Source organism: Desulfitobacterium dichloroeliminans LMG P-21439, from assembly GCF_000243135.2.
GTDB classification, from domain to species: domain Bacteria; phylum Bacillota; class Desulfitobacteriia; order Desulfitobacteriales; family Desulfitobacteriaceae; genus Desulfitobacterium; species Desulfitobacterium dichloroeliminans.
In genome coordinates, this window is sequence record NC_019903.1 from 3,256,151 (window position 1) to 3,278,594 (window position 22,444).

General features: G+C 39.0%; 18 protein-coding genes. All 18 read right to left on the reverse strand.

What is annotated here, in order from left to right; translation table 11 throughout:
• Window positions 1-17 precede the first annotated feature (17 nt).
• The 18 genes from DESDI_RS15520 to DESDI_RS15605 all read right to left on the reverse strand — a co-directional run bounded on the left by DESDI_RS15520 (window position 18) and on the right by DESDI_RS15605 (window position 22,212).
• Window positions 18-1,076, reverse strand: coding sequence for an acyltransferase family protein (locus DESDI_RS15520; RefSeq protein ID WP_015263557.1), 1,059 nt, complete (start codon window positions 1,074-1,076; stop codon window positions 18-20).
• A gap of 71 nt (window positions 1,077-1,147) precedes the next feature.
• Window positions 1,148-1,927 (reverse strand): acylneuraminate cytidylyltransferase family protein, encoded by a 780-nt coding sequence (locus tag DESDI_RS15525; RefSeq protein ID WP_015263558.1) that lies wholly within the window; start codon window positions 1,925-1,927, stop codon window positions 1,148-1,150.
• On the reverse strand, window positions 1,924-2,877 hold the full coding sequence (locus DESDI_RS15530; RefSeq protein ID WP_015263559.1) for a Gfo/Idh/MocA family oxidoreductase: 954 nt from the start codon (window positions 2,875-2,877) through the stop codon (window positions 1,924-1,926). Before DESDI_RS15530 ends, DESDI_RS15525 begins: the two co-directional genes overlap by 4 nt.
• A gap of 1 nt (window position 2,878) precedes the next feature.
• The gene (locus tag DESDI_RS15535) at window positions 2,879-3,856 is read right to left on the reverse strand and encodes a Gfo/Idh/MocA family protein (RefSeq protein ID WP_015263560.1); all 978 of its coding nucleotides are present in this window, start codon (window positions 3,854-3,856) and stop codon (window positions 2,879-2,881) included.
• Complete coding sequence (gene neuC / locus DESDI_RS15540) at window positions 3,857-5,026, reverse strand: UDP-N-acetylglucosamine 2-epimerase (RefSeq protein ID WP_015263561.1); 1,170 nt, start codon at window positions 5,024-5,026, stop codon at window positions 3,857-3,859.
• Window positions 5,023-6,018: an N-acetylneuraminate synthase gene (gene neuB / locus DESDI_RS15545; RefSeq protein WP_015263562.1), complete on the reverse strand. Its 996-nt coding sequence runs from the start codon at window positions 6,016-6,018 to the stop codon at window positions 5,023-5,025. The genes neuC and neuB overlap by 4 nt, the downstream gene beginning before the upstream one ends.
• A gap of 17 nt (window positions 6,019-6,035) precedes the next feature.
• Entirely contained in the window at window positions 6,036-6,689 is a 654-nt protein-coding gene (locus DESDI_RS15550) for an acetyltransferase (RefSeq protein WP_015263563.1), read from the reverse strand.
• Window positions 6,690-6,763: 74 nt separating this feature from the next.
• Entirely contained in the window at window positions 6,764-7,843 is a 1,080-nt protein-coding gene (locus DESDI_RS15555; RefSeq protein WP_015263564.1) for a sugar phosphate nucleotidyltransferase, read from the reverse strand.
• A 34-nt stretch (window positions 7,844-7,877) separates the two neighbouring features.
• Window positions 7,878-9,038 (reverse strand): LegC family aminotransferase, encoded by a 1,161-nt coding sequence (locus tag DESDI_RS15560; RefSeq protein WP_015263565.1) that lies wholly within the window; start codon window positions 9,036-9,038, stop codon window positions 7,878-7,880.
• Window positions 9,039-9,071: 33 nt separating this feature from the next.
• Window positions 9,072-9,728: an LbetaH domain-containing protein gene (locus DESDI_RS15565; RefSeq protein WP_015263566.1), complete on the reverse strand. Its 657-nt coding sequence runs from the start codon at window positions 9,726-9,728 to the stop codon at window positions 9,072-9,074.
• Between the two features lie 13 nt (window positions 9,729-9,741).
• Window positions 9,742-10,722 carry an NAD-dependent 4,6-dehydratase LegB gene (locus DESDI_RS15570; protein WP_015263567.1) on the reverse strand — a complete coding sequence of 327 codons (981 nt, stop codon included), beginning with the start codon at window positions 10,720-10,722 and terminating at the stop codon, window positions 9,742-9,744.
• Window positions 10,723-10,813: 91 nt separating this feature from the next.
• Window positions 10,814-11,932 (reverse strand): glycosyltransferase family 1 protein, encoded by a 1,119-nt coding sequence (locus DESDI_RS15575; protein WP_242825412.1) that lies wholly within the window; start codon window positions 11,930-11,932, stop codon window positions 10,814-10,816.
• 122 nt (window positions 11,933-12,054) lie between these two features.
• Window positions 12,055-13,446 (reverse strand): undecaprenyl-phosphate glucose phosphotransferase, encoded by a 1,392-nt coding sequence (locus tag DESDI_RS15580; protein ID WP_015263569.1) that lies wholly within the window; start codon window positions 13,444-13,446, stop codon window positions 12,055-12,057.
• A 232-nt stretch (window positions 13,447-13,678) separates the two neighbouring features.
• Complete coding sequence (locus DESDI_RS15585; RefSeq protein WP_015263570.1) at window positions 13,679-14,851, reverse strand: TolC family protein; 1,173 nt, start codon at window positions 14,849-14,851, stop codon at window positions 13,679-13,681.
• Between the two features lie 27 nt (window positions 14,852-14,878).
• The gene (locus DESDI_RS15590) at window positions 14,879-15,988 is read right to left on the reverse strand and encodes a TolC family protein (RefSeq protein ID WP_242825484.1); all 1,110 of its coding nucleotides are present in this window, start codon (window positions 15,986-15,988) and stop codon (window positions 14,879-14,881) included.
• Between the two features lie 41 nt (window positions 15,989-16,029).
• The gene (locus DESDI_RS15595; protein WP_015263572.1) at window positions 16,030-18,414 is read right to left on the reverse strand and encodes a cell wall-binding repeat-containing protein; all 2,385 of its coding nucleotides are present in this window, start codon (window positions 18,412-18,414) and stop codon (window positions 16,030-16,032) included.
• A 40-nt stretch (window positions 18,415-18,454) separates the two neighbouring features.
• Window positions 18,455-20,362 carry a cell wall-binding repeat-containing protein gene (locus DESDI_RS15600; protein ID WP_015263573.1) on the reverse strand — a complete coding sequence of 636 codons (1,908 nt, stop codon included), beginning with the start codon at window positions 20,360-20,362 and terminating at the stop codon, window positions 18,455-18,457.
• Between the two features lie 17 nt (window positions 20,363-20,379).
• Window positions 20,380-22,212, reverse strand: a complete 1,833-nt coding sequence (locus DESDI_RS15605) for an O-antigen ligase family protein (protein ID WP_015263574.1) — start codon at window positions 22,210-22,212, stop codon at window positions 20,380-20,382.
• Window positions 22,213-22,444: the final 232 nt, after the last annotated feature.

The following is a 22,444-nucleotide window of genomic DNA, read 5'->3' on the forward strand; positions in this document are numbered from 1 at the left end:
TCAATTATGGTAATTAATTATATGATCTTATATCTTCTTATTCGTAATCTAGTTTCAATACTAAAGAAAACAACTCCAATAAACAAACAAATTGTAATACTGACTATAATTTGACCCAATAAACCAAATGAAGAAAGAAAATAATTATCTAGCTTACTATTAAAATATACCATTTGTACTAGAAATATATGATAGGAGGATTTGCCAAGTATTGATAACACATTGTGCAAAACTATCGAAAACTGTGTAATATCAACTTTACTAAAAATATATACTAACGTGAAGGCGTAAAATGCACTCGGAAAAGAAGTAGTCGGCCAAAATTTAAATATTAATGGTTTATATCCAAGATATCTAAGCGAAAAGATAAAGACAAACCCAACACTGAATAAGATATGCAATATTGTATTACTTTTTAAAACGTCCTTTATAACGTCTTTATACAAGTAATAAATGACACCGATCATAACACAACCTAAATATCTGAGAAACATCAAACGATATGCACTTACAGGGATCTTAAGTAATTGAATTGTAATTTCAAATAGAAATTGGATTAGTACAATATAAGTAATACCTACTGTATTCTTCTGCTTTATCAAAAAATAAATAAAAGGAAAAATGATTAACAATTGAATAAGTACAGGGAAATAATAACTTCCTGGGCCCCATCCTCCAGTTAAAAAGCCTATAGCAATTGATTTTAAATTAATATTAATTCTTAAATCAATTATGTTTTTTATCCCAACCTTATCAACTATTTCGATCAAAAATGCAATTATAAAAGGCGAAAATATTCGTAGGAACTTATCAGAAAAGTTTTTTGCCTCAAACCATTCAAGCACTGAATGGATAGAACGATTTTCCAAACTCATTGAGTATGTATATCCACTAATAATCATAAAAATCGGAACTGCCATATCAATATAAAACGGGAATAAAAATCTAATTCTCAAATCACTTGATATTGCAGTATGAGTAATAACCACAAATATGATACAAATTGCTTTTAAGTAATCTAAATGTACTAATTTTTGCCTATTATTCACAATCAAACCGTTACTTATAGCATACATAGGCTCTTATAAACCTTCTCTTTCAAAAATAGAATCTAGTCCATATCTGTCGAACTTTATTTTCTTTTTAATTAATTGTTGGTCGCCCACTCTTTGCAACACAATGCTATATTATCTCTCACCACTCTGAATTCCGGTAATTTATCAAACAAATATTCTGCTATAACCTGCATCAATTCAAAATCACTCTCATGGTCTAAGTCTAAAACAGCCGTATCCATCATTTTAATTGATTCGCATTTCCCTTCAAAAATTGACTTCTTTCTCTCAAGAAACGAAGGGGAATATGCATACAGTGAAGCATTCATGTCAAATATCTCTGGAGCTTCCTGCCTAGCATTAAAATTTGAAGCAATAACTCTTTCATACCCATTTTCTGTTTTTTTAACCATATTAAAATAAGGATTGCGCCTTGAATCCGTTACCGAAAAAACTACGTCGGCATTGGAGATTATCTTGTTTTCTATAAGATTTCTAACATCCTCAGCAGTTCTTAACGGGGACGTAACATCCAAGTCAACAACCATATCATAGAAAACTGCTTTTCTCTGCCTCATTATTTCTAAACAATTCAAAATCACCGCTACTTTAGGTGTACTATCTAATCCTAACGATTCATCTCTCTCAATTATGTTCACATCAAAGCATACTCGTTCTTTAAACAATGCAGCTAAGTCTTTACTGTCAGTATTTAATACTACGTCGCACTGAACATCAGGATTTTGTTTCCTATACAAATCAATTGCCGAAGCAGTATAGAAAGGCAAGGGATACCCCAAAAACTCCCTTAGATTCTTATTCTTTATTCCCTTTGAACCAGCTCTGCCGCAAATAGTAAATAAGATATTCATTTTCTCTTCCCCTCCTTTGCTATTTTTAATGTATCTAGAGCAGTTGAGATATCATTATCGTTAACAACTCTACCTTCCATCATATCAAAAAAATGCGATATCTCCTTACGTTGATAATCATTTCTTTGCTCTTTAAAAGATATAATTTCCCTACGCTTTAAGAACCTTATCTCGCTATTAATGAGATCACCTATAATTGTGTCATCATTTGTAAACAGTTGCACTTCTCTTATACTCTGACGGCCAAAGTAATCAAGATGTACTTCTATTGCCATTGTAGGATACTGAGCAATATATAATGATAAATCATCGCTATCAATTTCTAAATTAGAATATTTACCTTTTATATTTAAAACTTCATCGGGCTGTCCAAATAAATAACATAAATAATCCCACTCATGTATTAAGTCAATTGATACACCACCGCCCTGTTCCTTATGGGCACTGTAGTTTTTTCGATAATCTTGACCCGGTCTCCACTCTGGGAGATAACTGGAACAAATAACCCTAGCGCAAAATACTCGACTCAAATTCAATTTAAATTTGAGATATTGAATGACATCGGTATATCTTAATGGACAAGCTACATAATATACACCATCACTTTTCAAATGCAATGTCTCCAATGAAACATCTATCTTATCAAATACCGGTTTCTCTATAAACATATGCTTAGTCTTTTCAACGAAATGCTGGATAGTTTGATAGTGCAGATCTGTAGGGTTCGTAACAAAAATTACATCATAATCACTCGGGGCGAAGCAGTAAGAATAATATACTTGATTGATATGTTGAACTACCTTGCTATCAGGTTCTGTACCTATACCACTCCTAATTAAATCAATCGTATAGGATATGCCACGTTCTTTTAAAATAGATACGATATTTAAAAGATGCCTTGTGCCGATCGAACCCAATCCAACCATACCTATTTTATATAAACCTTTCATACTATGCCTCTAATCTATCAATGATTCTGAGAATGTTCTTGTCGTTTTCAAAACTGTAAATGGGAACTTTCCCTTCAATTATTGCATTGAAGAAGGAATCTATTTCATTTGAGTAGGCATTTTCAACCACGAAACTACTATAATTTTCAAGCTGATCTAATTCTTTATATAATTGAACTTTGACATCTCTTTTTTCCGCATAATCATATACGTATAACCCGTTTGGAGAACCATCCCAATGAAGATAAAGTTGTTCTCCAAAAACCTCTAAATTTCTAACCGCTTTTCTAGATACAATGTCAACTGCTAAGGTACCTTTATAGCCTGAGTCGTGTTGGATAAGTACTAAATAGTTATCCTCATAATCAATATTCAAATTACTCATTTTACTTTTTATCACATCTACTTTTATAATATCCCCAAACACATCCGACAACCACGGGAGCTCAATCGCAAATATTTCGCGGCATCCATTTGAGCGCTTATTACCAACGAAGAAGTCCTCGTAGTTCTCCCAAGGATGCCAGTCAGGAAGATATTGACCAATATGGTATGTATAATTAAGCTGACAATTTGTTTGTTTTGTCAAACTCTTAATCTGTTTGATTTCATCTCTATATAAAAAAGTTGATGAGAGAAATAAGACTACGTTTTTTTGTTTTGCCAATACAATATTTTCTTCATATCCGTCCGCTACTAAGTTTAATTCAGAGAATACATGCAACCCGCTATTTAAACATTGAGTAATAATGTTGCAATGTGATAGAGGTGACGTGCAGATGAATGCACAATCAATCTTGGTTGTAGCAATAGCTTCTGTTAAGTTGTTATAGGTGGTAATTCTCCACTCTTCTTCGCAAGTCTTTCTGCGTTCTTCATTTGTATCCACGCCAATAATATCAAATGCTCCATATTTCTTTTGAATTAAACGAATCCTTCTTTTTCCCATTGATCCTAAACCAATTACTACAACTCTCACTTATCTCACCTCACAATCATAAAATTTCTTCTTCAGGTCTATTTTTCCGCTAAGGGAAAATTCTTTTACCTTAGCGACTATTTTCTCAGATGTATTCCCATCACCATATGGGTTAATAGTGTTTCTAGCTCTATTTTGGGCCTTATCCGTAAGTGCCAAAGCGATCGCTTTTTCAATTTCATTCGAAAGAGGCTTGCAGTTGATAATACTGTCTGCCTGTAATCTCCCTTTTTGACGATCACCTATATTAATAGTCGGTACTCTAAGGCTCGGTGCCTCAACTAACCCGCTTGATGAGTTGCCCATTACCATTGCACTATACTTGACTGTACTCAAATAACGAACCATTCCCAGTGATGCAAAGGCAATAGAATTTTCATTCTCTTTCACATATGCATCTAGCATTTGGTTGATAATACGGCCATTTGCATCAGCATTAGCCTTGCTAAACACAAATTTCATTTCTTTATGCTTTTTACATACATCTAATACTGCTTTAAACTGCTCAGCAGAATTATTATCTTTAAGCGTGACCGGATGGAATGTTACCATTGCATATGGTTTGTCTAACTTAAAGTTAAGGGCAACCTCTAATTCTGACTTACTCAGGAGTTCTTCTTGAAGGATATTCTCTATACCAATCGCGCCTACGCAAAATACTCTATCCGGTTGTTCACCTAATTGAATAACCCGATTCCGATATTGTTCTGTACTGGTAAAATGCAGATAGCTTAACTTTGTGATAGCATGACGAATACATTCATCAACTGCACCTTCTGTTATTTCTCCCCCATATAAATGTACAATCGGTATTCTCTGATTCATAGCAGCACAACATACCGCCAATGTTTCATAGCGGTCACCTAATACCATCAACAGATTGGGATTCTGTCTAGCAAAATAGTCTGCAAACCCTAGCAATGCTAATCCCATAGATTTCGAGATTGCAATTGGCGTATCTCCACTTAATAGGATTTCAATTTTCTCATCAATAGGAATTCCGTCTTGTCCAATTTCTTTATAGGTTAATCCAAACTCAGGTGACAAATGTGCTCCTGTTACAACTACGCGCACATCAAAATTCGGATCTGCCATCAGCTTTAAAATAACTGGTTTCAAAAGTCCGTATTCTGCTCTTGTTGCAGTTAATACGCATATTTTCTTTTTCATAGCACTATCAATTCATCCTCTTCAAAATCTTTAATAGCCTTTTTCCCCAGTACTTCAAACCATCTCATTGGGCTAATCCCATTTCCAGGGCGTTTTGTTGTAATATTTGTCTCTGAAAAGGTTTCCCCTTTTTTAATATTACGACTAGCTATAATACTCTTTCTCGCTACTGCAATATTTTTCTTCTCAGATTCTGATGGCCTCTTTTCACCATTTCCAATCGCTAATTCTACATTTCTGATTGCTCTCACCATACTTGCGAGCTCATCCGGTTCCAAACTTGCTTTATGGTCGGGACCTTCCATATTTCTATCTAAAGTAAAATGTTTCTCAATAACCGTTGCACCCATAGCCACTGCAGCAATCGAGATCTCTATTCCTTTGGTATGATCTGAATATCCTACTGGAACATTGAATTCTTCCTTCAAAGTTTCCATTGCCTTTAAATTTACATCTAAATAAGGTGCCGGATATTCTGTTGTGCAATGAAGTAATGTTATCTTACCGCTACCGTTGTCTCGTAATACAGTAATTGCAGCTTGAATCTCCTCTAGCGTGCTCATGCCTGTTGACAAAATGATGGGCTTATGAGTATTGGCAATTTTAATCAAATACGGGAGATTTGTAATCTCGCCGGAGGGAATTTTCCAAAAAGGCATATCTAATTTACTAAGAAAATCTATACTTGCTAAATCAAAAGGAGTTGATAAAAAGATAATGTCATTTTCGTTACAATATTTATCCAACATGTCAAACTGCTCATACGTAAGTAACAGTTTTTTTATCATCTCATATTGATTTTCCTCATTACCCGTCGTTTCTTTTTGATAGTCAGCTTTTGCAGCGTTCTTTGACAGAAGCATACCTAATTGAGCAGTTTGAAATTTAACAATATCTGCTCCGCATCGTTTTGCTTCAATTATCATTCTTTTTGCAATTTCTATAGATCCATTATGATTAACGCCAGCTTCCGCTATGATTAATGTTTTCATTTTTCAGCTTTCCCCATTTATTTCTTTTGCCTTATTACTTTAGCTGGATTTCCCACCGCGGTACAATTATTAGGTGTATCTCGAATTACAACTGATCCTGCACCTATTATCGTATTTTCTCCAATACTTAATCCTTGGATTATCTGCGTTCCTGTTCCAATTTCTGTTTCTGCTTTGATGTGTACATTTCCTGAAACATTCACACTTGGATATAAGGTAACATAGTCCTCTAATTCCGCATCATGTCCAACAGTACAATCATAAATAATAGTAACAAAATCTCCTAAACATATATCGACCGTCAAAATACTATTCGACCAGATAATACAACCCTTACCCATTCTTACACTATCAGATAAAATCGCATTGCGGGATATAATGTTGGGGAATATAATATTCTCTTTATTTTTGAACTTCTGTACTATTTCTTTTCTTAAAGATGCGTTAGCTACACCGCACACCACATGTATTTCATCCTCATAGTTAGCCAGCCACTCATCATCTCCAAGAATGCAATATCCGTGAATCTGCTCTGAATTGAAAGTATCCAATCGGTCTACAAAGCCCAATATATTCCACTCGTTTTCAATCTTATTGTTTTCCTCAAGCAACCATAGTACTTCTTTTGCAAATCCCCCTGTACCTAAAATTACTATGTCCTTCTTATTCATTGACTTCTCCTTTAACAACAAATCCATCCACCTATACTCACCATCAAGTCATTATTGAAATTGACCAACATCTTTTATCTAATCGACCTATCTTTACTCTCCTCTTTATCCTCTATCTTTTTTCTCATTTCTTCCATTTCATCGAGCTGACCCATATCCATCCATGAGTTCTCACTGATAGGGTATACGCCGACTTTTTCTCCAGATTTTTTATACTTTTCAATAATATCCGGAAAGCCAATATCCGTATCAGTATCCAGTTCCTCAATTACCTTAGGCTCTACGATATAACATCCTGTATTCGTAAAAAAGGATAATTCTGGTTTCTCCTTCATGCTATCTATTTCGCCATGTTCGCCAATCTTAATTACGCCGTAGGGTATTTTTATATTCTTTAACGAACAAACCATGGTAATTAGGTTTTTCTCTTTCTTATGATATAGATACATCTTTTCATAGTCTTCCTCTATGAGAATATCGCAGTTAGAAAGAATGAATGTCGTTTCAATTTGCCCTTTCAGTAGGCTTAAGCCTCCTCCAGTTCCGAGTGGCTTATCCTCTTCGATATAAGTCACCTCGTAATCTCGTTCTATCTCATTGAAATAGGCCTTAATCATATTCTTTTTATGATTCACAATTAAGAAAAAATCCTTACATCCATAGTCATTAAATCTATTGATGATATGCTCAGCAATTGGAATATCACCTATAGGTATTAACGGCTTAGGAAGTATCTTTGTATATGGATATAGCCTTGTCCCAAGTCCTCCAGCCATAATAACAACCGGAATATTCAGCACTCTCTTAGTTGCTATCTCCTTATCATTCCATAGCATAACAGAGATAATCTTCATATTTTTATCAACAACAGGCAGTGCTTCCACCGATTTCCTTCTCATATAATCTCTCGCAGTTGAACTATCTCTTTCGTATATGAACTTCGGATTATAATTAGCAATATCCTTGACCCTAGCATCAAGGTTTCCTTTTTTCAAGATCCATCTTCTGATATCTCCATCCGTAAGTGCAGCTATTAGCTTTTCGTCTTTCTCAACAAAAAGTACTTTTTGGGCGGCCTTATCTAGGGCTTGCATCGCTTCTATCATTGTGTTCTCTTCATTTATTAAAATATCTTTGATGTTCACGGCAACCACACATCCACCTCCTATCAAGGATTTTTAGATTATATTAAATATTTCTTAAGCACTCCACAACATACAGCGCATCTTCTTTTGCCAAATTAGTACTGCAAGGGATATTCACTATACAGGCTAAGTAATGCTTCGCCTTCTCAATCTTATAGGTCCGGCTGGTCAAATAAGGTTTCTGCTCACTTATAAGTCCCCAAATTGGCCTTGACTGAATATTTTTTGACAATAGGTATTGTATAATTTCGTCTCTACTCAGCGAACATTCTCTATCGCATTTCAAAGCATAAAACCAGTAGTTAGATCTAATACCTGATTTGAAATCCAATAACGACAATCCAGGTATCTCTTGGATCTTTTCTTTATAAAGGTTATAGTTCTCTTCCTTTATCTTAATAAAGCTCTCAAGCTGCTCAAGTTGAGCTAGGCCCAGCGCCGCCTGCAAATTAGTCATTCTATAATTGTACCCTATCTCATCATGGGTGTAATATAACTCATTACTCTTGGCTTGAGTTGTCAGATGCTTTGCCTCTTTTAATAAGGCTTCATCATTTGAGACAATCATACCTCCACCACCTGTTGTGATGATTTTATTCCCGTTGAAGGAGTACACACCAAAGCTTCCGATAGTTCCCGCAAATTTACCTGTATATATTCCTTCAGTATAATAGGTACCGATTGCTTCTGTAGCATCCTCCACAACCTTTAGATTATACTGCTCTGCTATAGCCATAATCTTTTCCATGTTGGCCATATTGCCGAAGACATGTACCACCAATACAACTTTGATATGTTTTTGTGTCTTATTGTTAATCAACTTTCTATCAATAAAGCTACACTCATTCTGACAGAACTCCAACAGCTTGTTTGCGTCCATGGTCAGTGAATCGTCGCAATCCATAAATATTGGCTCAGCTCCGATATATTTTACAGGGTTGACTGCCGCTATAAATGTCAATGTCGGTACAATTACTTCATCTTCTCTAGTCACGCCGCAAACCAGCAATGCTATATGTAATCCTGATGTCCCATTCTGACAGGATACAGCTCCTTTTACTTTTACGTACTCGGCGACCTTTAATTCAAAATCATTTACATACGGACCGCCGGTGGATATCCACTCAGCTTCTACCGCATGTGTCACATACTCTAATTCCTTGCCTTTTAAATTCGGCACTGATAGAGGAATAAATCTACTCATGCTTTCACCCTAACTTGTTATAATCTCATCAAACTATCTTACCCAGAAATGTGATATAAGCTCATCCATATACTGCTCATCTTTTAGTTTGATTATTAGGTTTGGCGAATGCCCAAAAACTAAACAACTACCGGGAATTGTCTCATCTTTAATCGTAGTGCCAGTCGATATTACTACGTTATCACCTATCTTTGCGTCTCCTAGAACAGTAACATTTGAATACAGAATTACGTTTTTCCCCATCTCAGGATATTTACCTTTGTTACCTCCAACCGTACACCCTTGGTAAAAGAAGAAACCATTATTGTACTTAGCTCTTCCTAAAACACTGCTCATAGGATGCTCGACACCCCAGTACTCCGGCAATTCAATTTCATAGTACCAATCAACAGAATGCATGATTTTATTTAGGTAATAAATCTTTGTCGCCAAATTTTCATCGCCGCCAACGCGCTTTATCGTATTTGCTAGATAGTACAAAAAAACCGCATACTGCCCTGAATGATAAGGTGAAAAGTACTCCTCTTCATTCTTCTGATAATACTTATTCAGACTTGCTTTAAAACACCTTTGGGCTCTTTCCAACGTGATATCTAGATATGGCTCAATATCTCCGCAAAAACCAAAATTATTTGCTAACTGTCGATTGATGTGAGCTATAAGTTCTGATCTATTCAATTCCATCTCCATAGTTTGATCATCCTTATAAATTATAAATATCAGTTTTGTACTTATCCAAGTTGTGTTTAAAAAACTCTATGGTCTCAGCCAGTCCCTGTTTGAAAGTGTACTGCGGTTTCCATTGGGTTAATGTTTTAATTTTTTCATTAGAACCAAGCAGACGGTTAACCTCACTCTTGTCTGGTCTCAGTCTTTGCTCATCACATACAATCTTAGCATTAGGATTAATTTGCCTAATAAGTTCCTCTGCGATCTGACCAATTGAAATCTCCTGCTGGGTTGCGATATTGATCTCTTCACCGATGGTATTTGCGCACTTAGACAATTCAATAAAACCATTCGCTGTATCCTTGACATAGTTAAAGTCTCTGGTCGGTGTTAAAGACCCCAACTTGATTTCTTCTTTTCCAGCAAGCAGTTGAGTAATAATTGTTGGGATAACTGCCCTATTAGATTGTCTAGGACCGTACGTGTTAAACGGCCTTACAATTGTAATAGGCATATTGAAGCTCCTATAAAAGGACTCCGCTAATCTATCGGCGCCAATCTTTGTTGCGGAATATGGCGATTGCCCTTGAAAAGGATGCTTCTCATCAATCGGCACATACTGAGCGGTACCATATACCTCTGAAGTAGAGGTAACTAGTATACGGCTTGTTCCCAAGTCCCTTGCCGCCTGTAACACATTGAGCGTTCCTTTGATGTTAGTGTCAACATAAGTATCTGGTGAATGATAGCTAAAGGGTATCGCTATCAGAGCCGCTAAGTGGAATACCTCATCCACACCCTTGATTGCATCCTTCACACCATTTGGATCTCTGATATCCCCCTGAAATATTTCAACTTCATTCATAATCTCTGCAGACAAAGTATCCAGCCATCCCCAATTATTAAATGAGTTGTACAGTGTAAATGCCTTAACTTTGTATCCCAGTTTAACTAATTCCTCTGTTAGGTGGCTTCCGATGAAACCGTCTGAACCAGTTACTAATACTCTCTTCATTCCAATTCTACCTCTTTATTGTATTTTCTGTTATATTCAATCTTTCTTCTCAAGGGAACCAGAGCGGTCCGTGGGTAATATGTCAAGTACTTTAAGAATTAGAGTGAACCCTCACATTCTTATAAAGCCACTCATACCATTCTCTCAGTTCATCTGCTGCCGTTACAATATCGTACCCTGACTGACGCAGTTCGTTATTTCTCTGGCGCCTTTCATTCCCATCATAGCAGTTAAGCACGATCTCTGCCCAGTATCTAGCTGGCTGCGATAGACTACAATACTCGAATAAATCTGTAAGCTTCGCTTCTTCTGGTATCGCTTCCGAAACTATTGTCCTCAACCCCGCTGCTTGTGCTTCAATTACAACCATTCCCAAACCTTCATAGTGGGATGGAAATACAAATACATCCATGGCTTGCATGAGTTCTGACACATCTTCTCTTAACCCTAGGAATAAAACAGAATCAGTTAATCTAAGGGTTGCAACCTTTTCTTTAATCGACTGTTCTAAACCTCCTGAACCGATTAACATAAGAATTGTATTTTTATTTCGTTTATGGATTTCATAAAATATATCGATCAAAAAAGCATGATTTTTCTGGTAAACAAATCTACCAACATGACCAATAACAAGTTTTTCTTTGAGATTTAAATCATTACGGATTCGGTCTCTTACTTGCTTATTAAATGAAAACTTCTCTATATTTATTGCGTTGTTTACTAATTTTACTTCCCCTGAATCATAAGAATAATCCCCGAACAGCCACCTCCCGGCAACGGTTGAACAAGCACTATAATGGGTAGCAAATTTTTTTGCAAATGGCTTTAACATGTATTTCATTACTGTCTTTTTTACTTCACCATTCGCGGCAGTACTGTGATTATGAGCGATGCGGACAGGGATTTTTGCTCGCCATGCTTCATAAAGCGGAAATACGCTGAGTGTATTCAAGTGCGCATGGACAATCGAGTACTGATTTTCTCTTAAAATCTCATAACACTGTTTCATATTTTTTTTTATATTATGTTCATACGGATCAACTTTATAAACACGCCCCCCCAACTCTTTTATTTCTTGATCAATTGGGGTTTCGTTATCTCCATCCATAATAAAATCAAATTGAATTCTGCTACGATCAATATTGCGATAATACTCCATAACTATGACATCCACACCGCTTAAAAGCACTTTACCAACAATTTGAGCCACACGTATTGGTTCATTATTGCAATTCATTTGATTCTTTTGCCTCTCATCTAACTCTTCCTTCCTGATGGGCGTTTTCTATCTCACTCTCCCTAAATAAACCTTCTTAGAGCTCACAATCAGCTTCAATAAGCATTCTTATTAACAAACCCCTTAAACAACGTCATAAGGAGAATCTTTACATCAAATAAAAACATCCAATTCTCAATATAGTAAATATCACATTCAATCCGTTTTCGAATTGATGTATCCCCACGCCAGCCGTTGACCTGGGCCCAGCCCGTTATGCCGGGGCGAACTTGGTGTTTAACCATATATCTTGGAATCTTCTCCTTGAACTGAGAAACGAAGAAGGGCCGTTCAGGGCGGGGGCCAACTAAGCTCATATCCCCTTTGAGGACGTTCCAGAGCTGAGGTAACTCGTCAATGCTTGTCTTACGCAAGAGGTTGCCTAATCTCGTCTTTCGATTGTCCCCTTTTATGGTCCACTCCTTATCTGAGTCCTCAGAAGTCTGCACTTTCATAGTACGGAATTTGTACATCTTGAAGTGCCTTTTATTTAGCCCTACCCTTTCTTGGGCAAAAAAAACAGGACCTGGGGAGTCTATTTTAATACCGATAATTATCAGCGCCAATAGGGGCAAACAAATTAGTATACCTACAAACGAAAATGCAATGTCAAAGGTCCGCTTAGAAAATGCCTTCAGGAAGTTGTCCAGGGGGACATGTCGGATGTTAATAAGGGGGATGCCGTCGATCTCATCCATCTGAGGTTTCGCAGGGATGAAGCGCGCATAATCAGGAACGATCTGGGTTCGAGCACCACTTTTCTCACAGACCTTGATAATCGTTCTGAACTTATCGTAATCCTTTGTGGAAATGGTTATAAAGATTTCATCAATTTTGCCTTCTCTTATGACGTCTTCCAGGTCAGCTACTCCACCAGTAACTGCTATCCCAGCCAATTTCTTGCCTATTTCGATGTTATCATCAATAATCCCAATGATTTCATAACCTAAGTATCGATTTTCTGTGAGTGCACCAATCAGTCTTTTAGCGAGTCTTCCCGTGCCGATAATTAAGACGTGTTTCTTATTATAGCCATTTTTTCGAATATTATAGAGGATAGCCCTGAGTGCTACCCGTTCGCCTATGGTAAGTACACTGGTAAGGACCACAAAATAGATAAGAACTTGACGAGAATAATCAATCTCCTTGAGGAAGTAGAGCAGGGCAAGTAGGATCATTGTGCTCAGAAGATTAGCTCGGATAATCCTTCCAACTTCTAAGGTGATGCTTTGACGTCTTCTTGGTTCGTAAAGACCCAAAAAATAATAGAGCAGGAAGTGCAAGGGAACCAGCAAGATAAGTGCTGGAACATAGCTTTCAAACCCCAAATGGCTCTCTTCATAATTATAGAACCTGAGCCAATAGGCTAGGACAAGGGCAGTGACTACCATTGCCAAGTCGAGAACGATCTGCAATTTATTCAGCGTTTCTTGGTTCTCCCTGATCATCTACTTCTCCCCAGTGGCATTATTCGCTATTGCGTCCCCTTTTTTATTCGACAAGAATAATTATAATCCTTTAATTACTTTGTTTTTTGCCCCTATTTCATGATGTCGCATAAAAACTCACCCCGATTTTACTAAATAAAATCGGGGTACACTCCCTAGCCTGTCCCAAATACGAAGGCGCCTTCGTATTTGGGACAGGCTGTTTATATGAAGTTTATAATACTTGTTGAATCTAGTTATCCAAACTATTTGTAAAGCTAGCCTTGGCTGCCATATAGGAATTGATATCCTGCAGCAGAGCATATTGATCATTGAGAAGCTTATTTTGTATCTCGATAATCTCGATACTACTGGAAACTCCTACATCGATTTTCTTTTGTAGAATTTCCATATTGATTTTATCGGCTTCCACTGCAAGTCTAGCTGCTTCGATGGAGTTTTCCAGGGACTTTAGGTCATTATAGGCTGTCCGTAGTGAAACCTGCTTGGTCACAGGCAGTGCTTCTAGAGTGGCTTTCTTATCTTCAACACTAATTTGGAACTGGTCTGCGGAGGGGTTATCGTAGTAAAAGGCGATGTCGTACTCGATTTGAGTGAGTTCAATATCCTGCTCATACCGCTGGTTATCATAGTCGTTTTCAATTGCTTTTGCTATTTGTTCTTCCAGCTTGGCATCATCAAACTTCTCGTAGGTGAGTAAATCAGAGGTCAATACTACTTCTCGATTGAGATCGATACCCAGATCTCGTTTGAAGGCAATCATTGAACTCTTGACACTATTCTGAGTAGCTTTTAGTCCTGCCTCCAAGGAACTCCTTTGAGCGTTTAATGAATATATCTGCGATTGGATTGTCATTCCCAAATCAATTTGTAAATTAAGCTGGTTGATAAGGGTATCTACATTTTTCAATTGAACCTTAAGATTCGCTTCCTGTTGCTGAAGTGCTAAGATGCTTTGATACTGATTTGTAATCAGAACCTTTAGATTCTCTAATTGGGTGTCCCGATCGTGTTTGGCATTTTCTAAGGTCCAGAGGGTCCGCTTATGATTCAACTTCCTCGCTTTGGCAGAGTCTTCATCGACTTCTGAGTAATTGGCATTATGCCGGGCTAAGGCTTGCTGATATTGCTTTTCGTAGATCAATATTTTGCTATCGGTTAACTGTAAAGTGCTATTTCCGGTTTCGATGGATTTGAGAGCGTCTTCGAGAGAGAGCCGTAAGACGGAATTTCCATCAGTATTTTTGGGTGTCTCAGTAGCACTTGAGGATTGAGATGATTCTGCTGAGGCCGGTGGAATGTTCTGGCTATCAGAAGCTAATGATTGATTGGTCGTAAAGACAATGGATCCAGCTAAGATAGGCGTGACGATCAGCGTAAATATCTTAAGTTGTCTCTTTTTCACATGGGCACCTCCAAATTAGTAACCTAGTTATTGCATGTTCGTTGGTTGGAATCCTACGCCACAGGCCAGATCCATCATGACTTGCATCACCCATGTATCTAGTTCAGCGTTTTTGTAGTTTATGTCGGCTTGAGCTTTAGCCATTTTAGCGTCATTCAGTTCGATAAAAGTGATCATAGTATTCTCATATTGGATTTGGGCTGCTTGGTAATTCTGTTCAGCTTGCTGAGCGAGATACCCCATAGCTTCCATCTTTTCCATAGAGCTTTCTAAGCCGGTATACAACTCGGCAATGTTTTGCTGAACATTGATACGAGCGAGCTCCAAATTGTTCTGGGCGTTTGCAATCTCATATTCTTGTTGCTGCTTGTAGAACTCATAATCCGTAGGAATTTCTGCACTACCATAGAGATACTGTTCTTCCAGTAAGTCCAGTGTACTTTGAGCGTTGCTGACCTCCGCGCGATTGGCTAAAGCTTGCTCCATATATTCTTCAGGGGGTTGGATTTCTGACGCTGGTATGACGTTATAATCCTGCAAAGTAGCGTATTGCTTAGAGATATCTTCACCCATCATGTTATTGAGAGCCATGTAAGCCGAATCTTTACTATTTTGGGCACTGAGATAGTTGTAGCGGATTTGTTCGTAGGCGATCTCAGCTAACCTTAGCTGAGATTCTGTAATCATGCCCTGTTCTTGTTGAAGGCGAGCTTTCTTGAAGTCCTCATAGAGAGAATTCATAAGCTCGCTTTGAGTTTGCAGGGCATAGTCTGCTTTGAGTAAGGTAATGTATTCATTATAGGCTGAGAGACGAACGGCATTGGTTAAGACTGCTTGCCCATTGTTAAGTTGAATTAGGTAATTTTCAAAAATCTTAGGCGTTAAGACATAGGTCTTAACCAACTCAAAGGAATTAGGCATAAAGGGTATGAGTCCTTTGAGTCGGCTCATTTGTCCTTTTGTATTGGCATAGTTTCTTTCCATCTGCTCGACCCTGAGGCCATTTGTCTTAAGGATTTGGGAATTCTTGATCGAGCTTATGGCTGCTTTTTCAATATCCAAAGTATCCTCAGCTGCCTGTGCAATATGGGTTGTGCTTGCCAGTATCAGCGTGACCAGCAGAATGGCTGCGAGCATTCTTTTCAAGTAGCTTCCTCCTTTGCTATGACTCCGATTCTCTAATTCGTCGTACCGAATACTGTACTGGATTGGCTACCTGTTGTCGTAGTATTGCCGGCCTGAACTTTATAATAATAGGTCTGTCTGGACGTAAGGCTATTATCCGAGAAGTACGGGGTATTAACGGTACCGACTATGCTATAGGTTCCATTACTGGTGGTAGCTCTATAAATATTATAATACGTTGCATTAGTCACTGTATCCCAATTCAAGAAGATCTGGCTCGCGCTTAGTGGAGTCACCTTGATGTTTGAAGGTATTCCCATATTACTAATACTATACTGAGTGGCTACATAAACGACATTTGAGTAATTCCCTACGCCCACAGTATTACCCGGCTGTACCTTATAGAAGTACATCGTTCCAGGAGCTAATGATGTCTCAATGTGGAAGGGAGTTACCACTGATGCGACCAGCTCATAGGTTCCTTGTAGGGTCGTAGAGCGATACACATTATAGTAGGTAGCATTAGTAACACTATCCCACTTCACTTGGATCTGACTTGGGCTGAGGGCAGTCGCTGTTACGTTGGCTGGTATGGCAAGAGTATTATTGTCCAACAAAGTCTGGGCGTGGACAATGACGGAGTAAGGGCTAGTGGAAGAAGTGTTGACCGCTTGAATTTTATAATAAAAGGTAAGTCCTGCGGTTAGGTTCGTGTCCGAATAGTAGGGAGTGTTAACTGAGGCAACACTGGTATAGGTACCATTAGGGGAGGTTGATCGATAGACATTATAGTAGACGGCACTGCTGACAGTATCCCAGGTTAAGTTAATCTGATTAACATTGAAGATTGTTGCCGCGACATTTGTTGGTTGGGTCAGAGCACTATTGACAGTAAGGGTGGTGGCATAAACCACATTCGAGTAGGGACCGGTTTCGTTACTGTAAACGGCCTGAACTTTATAATAATAGGTAGTTCCTGTGGACAGAAAAGCATCAGAATAATAAGGGGTAGAAGTGGTAGCAATTCTCTCGTAGTTGCCGGAATAAGAGTTAGATTTAAAAACATTGTAAGCGGTAGCGTTGTTCACTGTGTTCCAAGTGAGATAGACTTGGCTGGCGCTTAAGGGAGTTGCTGATAAATTAGTGGTCGTCTGATTATAATTATTGCCTTTTCCGACCTTGGAAGTTATGGTATCAAGCAGACTCTCAGATATAACGCCTGTTCCCCCAAAAGCCACTACCTTGCGGATCTCTGAACTATAGTCTTCGAGGAAATCAAGGGTGGCTTGCTTCAGGGGATTACTTACTAAGATCACGGGAGAGCCTGATAAAGAGGCCAAGACTGAACCGGCTAACGCATCAGGGTAAGCTGACCCCGTGGCTAGGTAAATGGTGTTTAGATCTAATTGGTTTTCAAATGCCTCCAGAATATTGACATTCAGCTCGTACCAATTCGCCCCTGTCAAGCGTTCTGGTGAAGGGAGCTGCAAATAGACGTTATTGCTGATGGTCCCCGTGTCTCCCAAAACATAAGTGTCCTCAGTGTTTTCATCCAAAAGCCTCTTAAGTTCATTAGAGACTCTGTCCTTAGGAGTCAAGAGTATCGGCATGCCAGCCTCGGCAGCGATGGGCGCGATGGATAAGACATCTTGATAATTAAGACCTGAAGCAATGACGGCTTGGTCAAAGTTGCCCATTTCTTTAGCAACCTTCAATGAGGTTTCATAGCGATCAGCTCCTGCAAGCCGGGATACGCTGATTCCTAGGTTCTTAATGGTATTGGCTACGTTTTCTGTGACTACACCGGTACCGCCAATAATCACAGCGTTTTTCACGTTCAGAGCCAACAGTTGTTTCTTCGTTTCTGTGGACAAGGAATTCTTGGCGGTGAGGAGAATTGGTGCATTGTATCTTTTGGCCAGTGGTGCTGCGCATAAAGCGTCAGGGAAATTCTCCCCGCTAGCTATGATGGCATAGTAGGAGGTGTTCCACCCCACTTTAGCGATTTCTACGGCTGTCTTGTAACGATCTGCTCCGGATATCCGTTCGTCTGAGATCGGTAAATTGCTTCCTGAGCCAGAGGGCCCCGAAAGAGTCACCGCCCAAGCCTCAGTTGAGTATGCACTAGCACCGCTGCTGTTTAGGGCCTGAACTCTGTAATAATAAGGTGTGTTGGACTTCAATGCCGTATTCACGTAGCTGGTGGCATTGCTTGCACCTATGTATGTGTAAGTTCCCGACGGTGAATTGGCCTGATAGATGTAATACTGGGTAGCTGTGTTCACAGGGTCCCAAGACAAATTGATTTGGGTAGAACTAATCACTGTGGCCTTTAAGCCAGTAGGAGTTGTGGGATTACTCGCAGCCAAAGCATTCATAGGCAGAATCAGCATCGACAATACGATACATAAAATCAACGTTAGTCTTCTTTTTCTCATGATTATTTCCTCCCTTTCATATTGGCACTTTCTAATAGATCTAGAGGTCAAAATCCTTCTCGATTAGCTGGTCATAATACAGCCGTGTTGGGCTATAGTCTTGGGTCGCATTCCCCTTTATAGATAAGGACGTAAGGCGAGTCAAATCTCTGATGGGGGAAAAGTCTTTAATTTTATTAAGGCTGATATCTAGTTGGGTTAGGCTCTTCAGACTGGTTAATGAGCTGATTAGATCTAGATCATTATTCATAAGGTCTAGTGATTTGAGGTTGGTAAGCCTTGAAATCTGAGATAGATTTGTACTCTTCAGGAAATTGTTGCTCATATCTAGAGTTTGCAGATTCGTGAAGGAATCCAGACCGGTAAGATCGCGTATTCCATAACCCTTCAGATCTAGGCTAGTGATTTCTAACACTTCACTTAGGTACACGGGCTGCGCGGAAGATTGCTTGCCTAGAGAAAACTTAACTGCCCATTCAAAGCTACTATCTTTAAATTCGATGGCTTTATCAACTGAGACTTTTAAACTCAAGTTAGTAGTTTGATTTGTACCTTCTACAACACCTTGAAAAGTATAGGTGCCTATTTTATTAAGAATCGTTACGTTTGGTGTGGAACTCCATTTAATAGCCATCTCCCTCGTGCTATTATCGCTCTTGGTGACGATGACCGTTTCCGGGAGGGTATAGGTACCACCTTGGATGACTTCCGCCTGGAAAGTATCTACACCTGTAATTCCTGGCTCTACAGTCAGTGCTAAGCGCATGGTTCCATCGTAGCCATTCACTGTACCTGAATAGTAGTATGTTCCAGCCTTATCCGTGGAAACGTCCGTTAGATTCCAAGTAACCGGAACCTGAGCCAAGTTTCCTTTACTGGTTTTTGCTGCAATTGACACGGGCAACGCATAACTCTGATTTTCCAGCACTTTTACATCAATATCTTCTACTTCTGTTATAGTTGGAGTCAGATTCGCTAAGCGAGTCACGGTAGTAGATGAGATAATTCTCTCTCCGCCGAGAACCATGATTTGGTTGATTACTTTAGTAGAAAAATAGCTTTGAACCGCTGAAGTAATCTCGTTACCCTTCAGTAAAACCACAGGATTGTAATCCTGCTGCGCAAGCGCGGCCGCTGCTAAGGCATCAGGATAAGTCTGCCCGGTAGCTAAAAAAGCCTTCTCCGTTCTGATATTTACTTCAAAATACTTAAGTAGGGCGCTATTCCGAACGTAAGCATCTACACCTTCGATATTCTCGGCCCCTGTGAACTGGCTCCGAATGTTCTGTGGTATATCCGCTTTGCTTCCGACGATAATTACTCTGCCTAATTTAGCTTTACTAAAATAGGCCTTTTGGCTCTTGGTGAAATCATCTGCAGGCACCGGAACAATGGGCATTCCTTCGGCTGCAGCGATCGGCGCTGCAGATAAGGCATCAGCAAAGCTGAAGCCCGGTACAAAGAATACTCCTTTGCTCAATCCTACAGATCGGGCAACTGCCATTGCTGTTTCATAGCGATCTTTACCCGCTAAACGCGAACTGGAGATTCCATTCGCTGTGAGTTGACTATCTACGCTGTTAGGGATCACTCCAGTACCGCCGACGATATAAGCCTTTTTGGGATTCAAGCGTTTTAGCTCAGTGAGGGCTTCCGGACTTAATCCCTTCAAGCTAACCAACAAGATAGGAGCATCATATTTACCTGCTAAGGGTGCTGCACTTAAAGCATCCGGGTAATTCTCCCCTGTCGTCAGAATGACTTCTGCTGCCCCTTCCGGCCAGCCACTTTGACTAATGGCTATCGCTGTAAGATAACGATCAGCACCCGCTAGCCGTGAAGTAGTCGTTGAGGCTAATACGCTTTGTGATAAGGTTAATATAAATATACTTATGCTTATGCTTACTAACATGAAAGCAGGCAAAGAAGTATGTTTCTTCCAATTCATCAATTTGACTATCCTCCTTAACTTTTCAGTTTAGCTGTCCTTTTATTAAGCATATGATTAATGCTTACTCCTAGTCCTAGTAAACACCAAAAGACTGGAGCCACGGAAACGACACTATCATTAAATACTGCCGCTCCCAGATAGCCTATAATAGCGACAAAGACCCCTACTCCTGCCTGGGATAGAAAATCCTCAAAGGGGTTGGACACGTAGAGTCTGAAACTCTTCACGAGGTAGAAACCAACGAGAAAAAGAAATGCAAGTAAGGAAACAACTCCAGTATTGATGGCAATTTGCAGATATTGATTATGAGGCTTGTCAACTAGCTGCCACATATCTCCGTAATAAGCATACATCTTCCCAAAGATATCATGCTGTGGAAAGGCAATAGCAAAGGTATCCGGCCCATAACCCAAGATGATAGTGTTTTTTAGAAGCGGCAGTGATCTAGACCAAATATATCCACGTGAGGAGCCAAGCCGTTCATTACCTTCAAAGCCCCAAGCTTCCACTGGCTCTAAGCTGACCTCATTACCTTTATTATTAATCAATGTTATGCGATCGGGATCAAGGTCGAAAATAAGGCTTATCGATCCTTTATCTATTCTAAGGATAACATTCTTACCTGTATCTCCATAAATCAAGCTATAATCTTGGTATGCTTGATTTTCCAAGGTTATCTTTCCACTATTCATGTCATAGTTTGATTCTATGGCTTTATTGTTGCCATCTGTGAACGTAATCTCATCACTCATAAAAATAAAGTTCAATGTTTCCGTATCGGTAACCACTGTACCTTGGGTGCCATTTACAATGACATCTTTCAGGGGGATGCTTTCTCTAGCTGGAGCTACATTTTCAGATAATCCCATCAAAACTTTCACATCTGTGAATAGACTACCTACCCGTGCGCTTACAAAACCGCCGGATATTTGATTGAGACCAATAAAAATGGCAAGAATTACTAGCAGGCCTGCAGTAAATTGTTTCCAATATTTACGAATGATTTTATTGATGGCAAACAGAAAGACAAGTAAAGCCAATCCACCCCCGACAATACCTGAGCGAGCATTACTACCTAGCCAGATAATTCCCATTAATACTGACATAAAGATCATAAAAGCCTTAAATCGCTTATCCTTCACTAATACTGCCAAGGCGAAACAGAGGGGGAAGAGCATTGCCGTATAACTGCCCACATAGTTGTAATGATAAAGTGTGGCATAAACAGTATATTTATCAAACTGAAATGCTAACTGTTCGGCAATATTCATATATTGCTCAGGTAGAAATAAGCCTTTAGCAAAATCAGTCTTTAGGAGGTCATAACCAATATATTGGAAGAATCCAATTAGTCCTATGGTTAATGCACCAACCATCAGAGAACCTAGAACAATTTTGACATGCTTCTCATTAGAAACGAGTGTAGTCGTTGTAAGAAACAGTACTAAGTAGGCTACTAAAACATATAAGCCCTCGTAACGATCGGGAAAGCCAGTTAATGCTACACTTCGATAGTAGGAAAAAAACGTTGAGCCAAGGATACTCAGCAGATATACCCCAGTTGCTATGTATATGGGTTTTAGGTCCTTATTAATAAGGTTGTTGTCATATTGGAAGAAGCGGGTTACGACCGCAGCTAGAGCCGTTAGTGAGATTATTATTAAAACTATCCCTTTATAATAGGCGAAGAAATCATAATTCTCTGTTGTACCAAGCCAATAATTGTAACTAGCTCCAGTTAGGGGCATTACCTTGAGATATACGATTAATGGCAGAATAGTAACAACGAATATAAGCGGTATGAGATAGTACCATTCTGCATAACTTACACGTTCCCTTGCTTTCACGCTTTTCCTCCTTAATTCCGCAGATTCATCCTTTCTTTCTGTTATATTATATCAGAGAAGACAAGCTAAATATACTTTAAACTTCTTTTACTATTTCCTGCAAATGTTAGGGCTATGCCGCTTGTCCGATAGTCTTAATCAGTAATTCGTTCTTACAGAAAAGGGATCGCTGCTTAATGGATTTTGGTCCATCTTGCAACGATCCCTTTATGTGTTGGCTCAGCACCTAGTT

Coding starts and splice junctions, on each gene's coding strand:
- DESDI_RS15560 (WP_015263565.1), bottom strand. CDS start 9,038: ATGAGTAGATTTATTCCTCTATCAGTGCCGAATTTAAAAGGCAAGGAA.
- neuB (WP_015263562.1), bottom strand. CDS start 6,018: ATGAAAACATTAATCATAGCGGAAGCTGGCGTTAATCATAATGGATCT.
- DESDI_RS15520 (WP_015263557.1), bottom strand. CDS start 1,076: ATGTATGCTATAAGTAACGGTTTGATTGTGAATAATAGGCAAAAATTA.
- DESDI_RS15570 (WP_015263567.1), bottom strand. CDS start 10,722: ATGAAGAGAGTATTAGTAACTGGTTCAGACGGTTTCATCGGAAGCCAC.
- DESDI_RS15525 (WP_015263558.1), bottom strand. CDS start 1,927: ATGAATATCTTATTTACTATTTGCGGCAGAGCTGGTTCAAAGGGAATA.
- DESDI_RS15530 (WP_015263559.1), bottom strand. CDS start 2,877: ATGAAAGGTTTATATAAAATAGGTATGGTTGGATTGGGTTCGATCGGC.
- DESDI_RS15595 (WP_015263572.1), bottom strand. CDS start 18,414: ATGAGAAAAAGAAGACTAACGTTGATTTTATGTATCGTATTGTCGATG.
- DESDI_RS15600 (WP_015263573.1), bottom strand. CDS start 20,362: ATGAATTGGAAGAAACATACTTCTTTGCCTGCTTTCATGTTAGTAAGC.
- DESDI_RS15580 (WP_015263569.1), bottom strand. CDS start 13,446: ATGATCAGGGAGAACCAAGAAACGCTGAATAAATTGCAGATCGTTCTC.
- DESDI_RS15590 (WP_242825484.1), bottom strand. CDS start 15,988: ATGCTCGCAGCCATTCTGCTGGTCACGCTGATACTGGCAAGCACAACC.
- DESDI_RS15550 (WP_015263563.1), bottom strand. CDS start 6,689: ATGAATAAGAAGGACATAGTAATTTTAGGTACAGGGGGATTTGCAAAA.
- DESDI_RS15565 (WP_015263566.1), bottom strand. CDS start 9,728: ATGGAGATGGAATTGAATAGATCAGAACTTATAGCTCACATCAATCGA.
- neuC (WP_015263561.1), bottom strand. CDS start 5,026: ATGAAAAAGAAAATATGCGTATTAACTGCAACAAGAGCAGAATACGGA.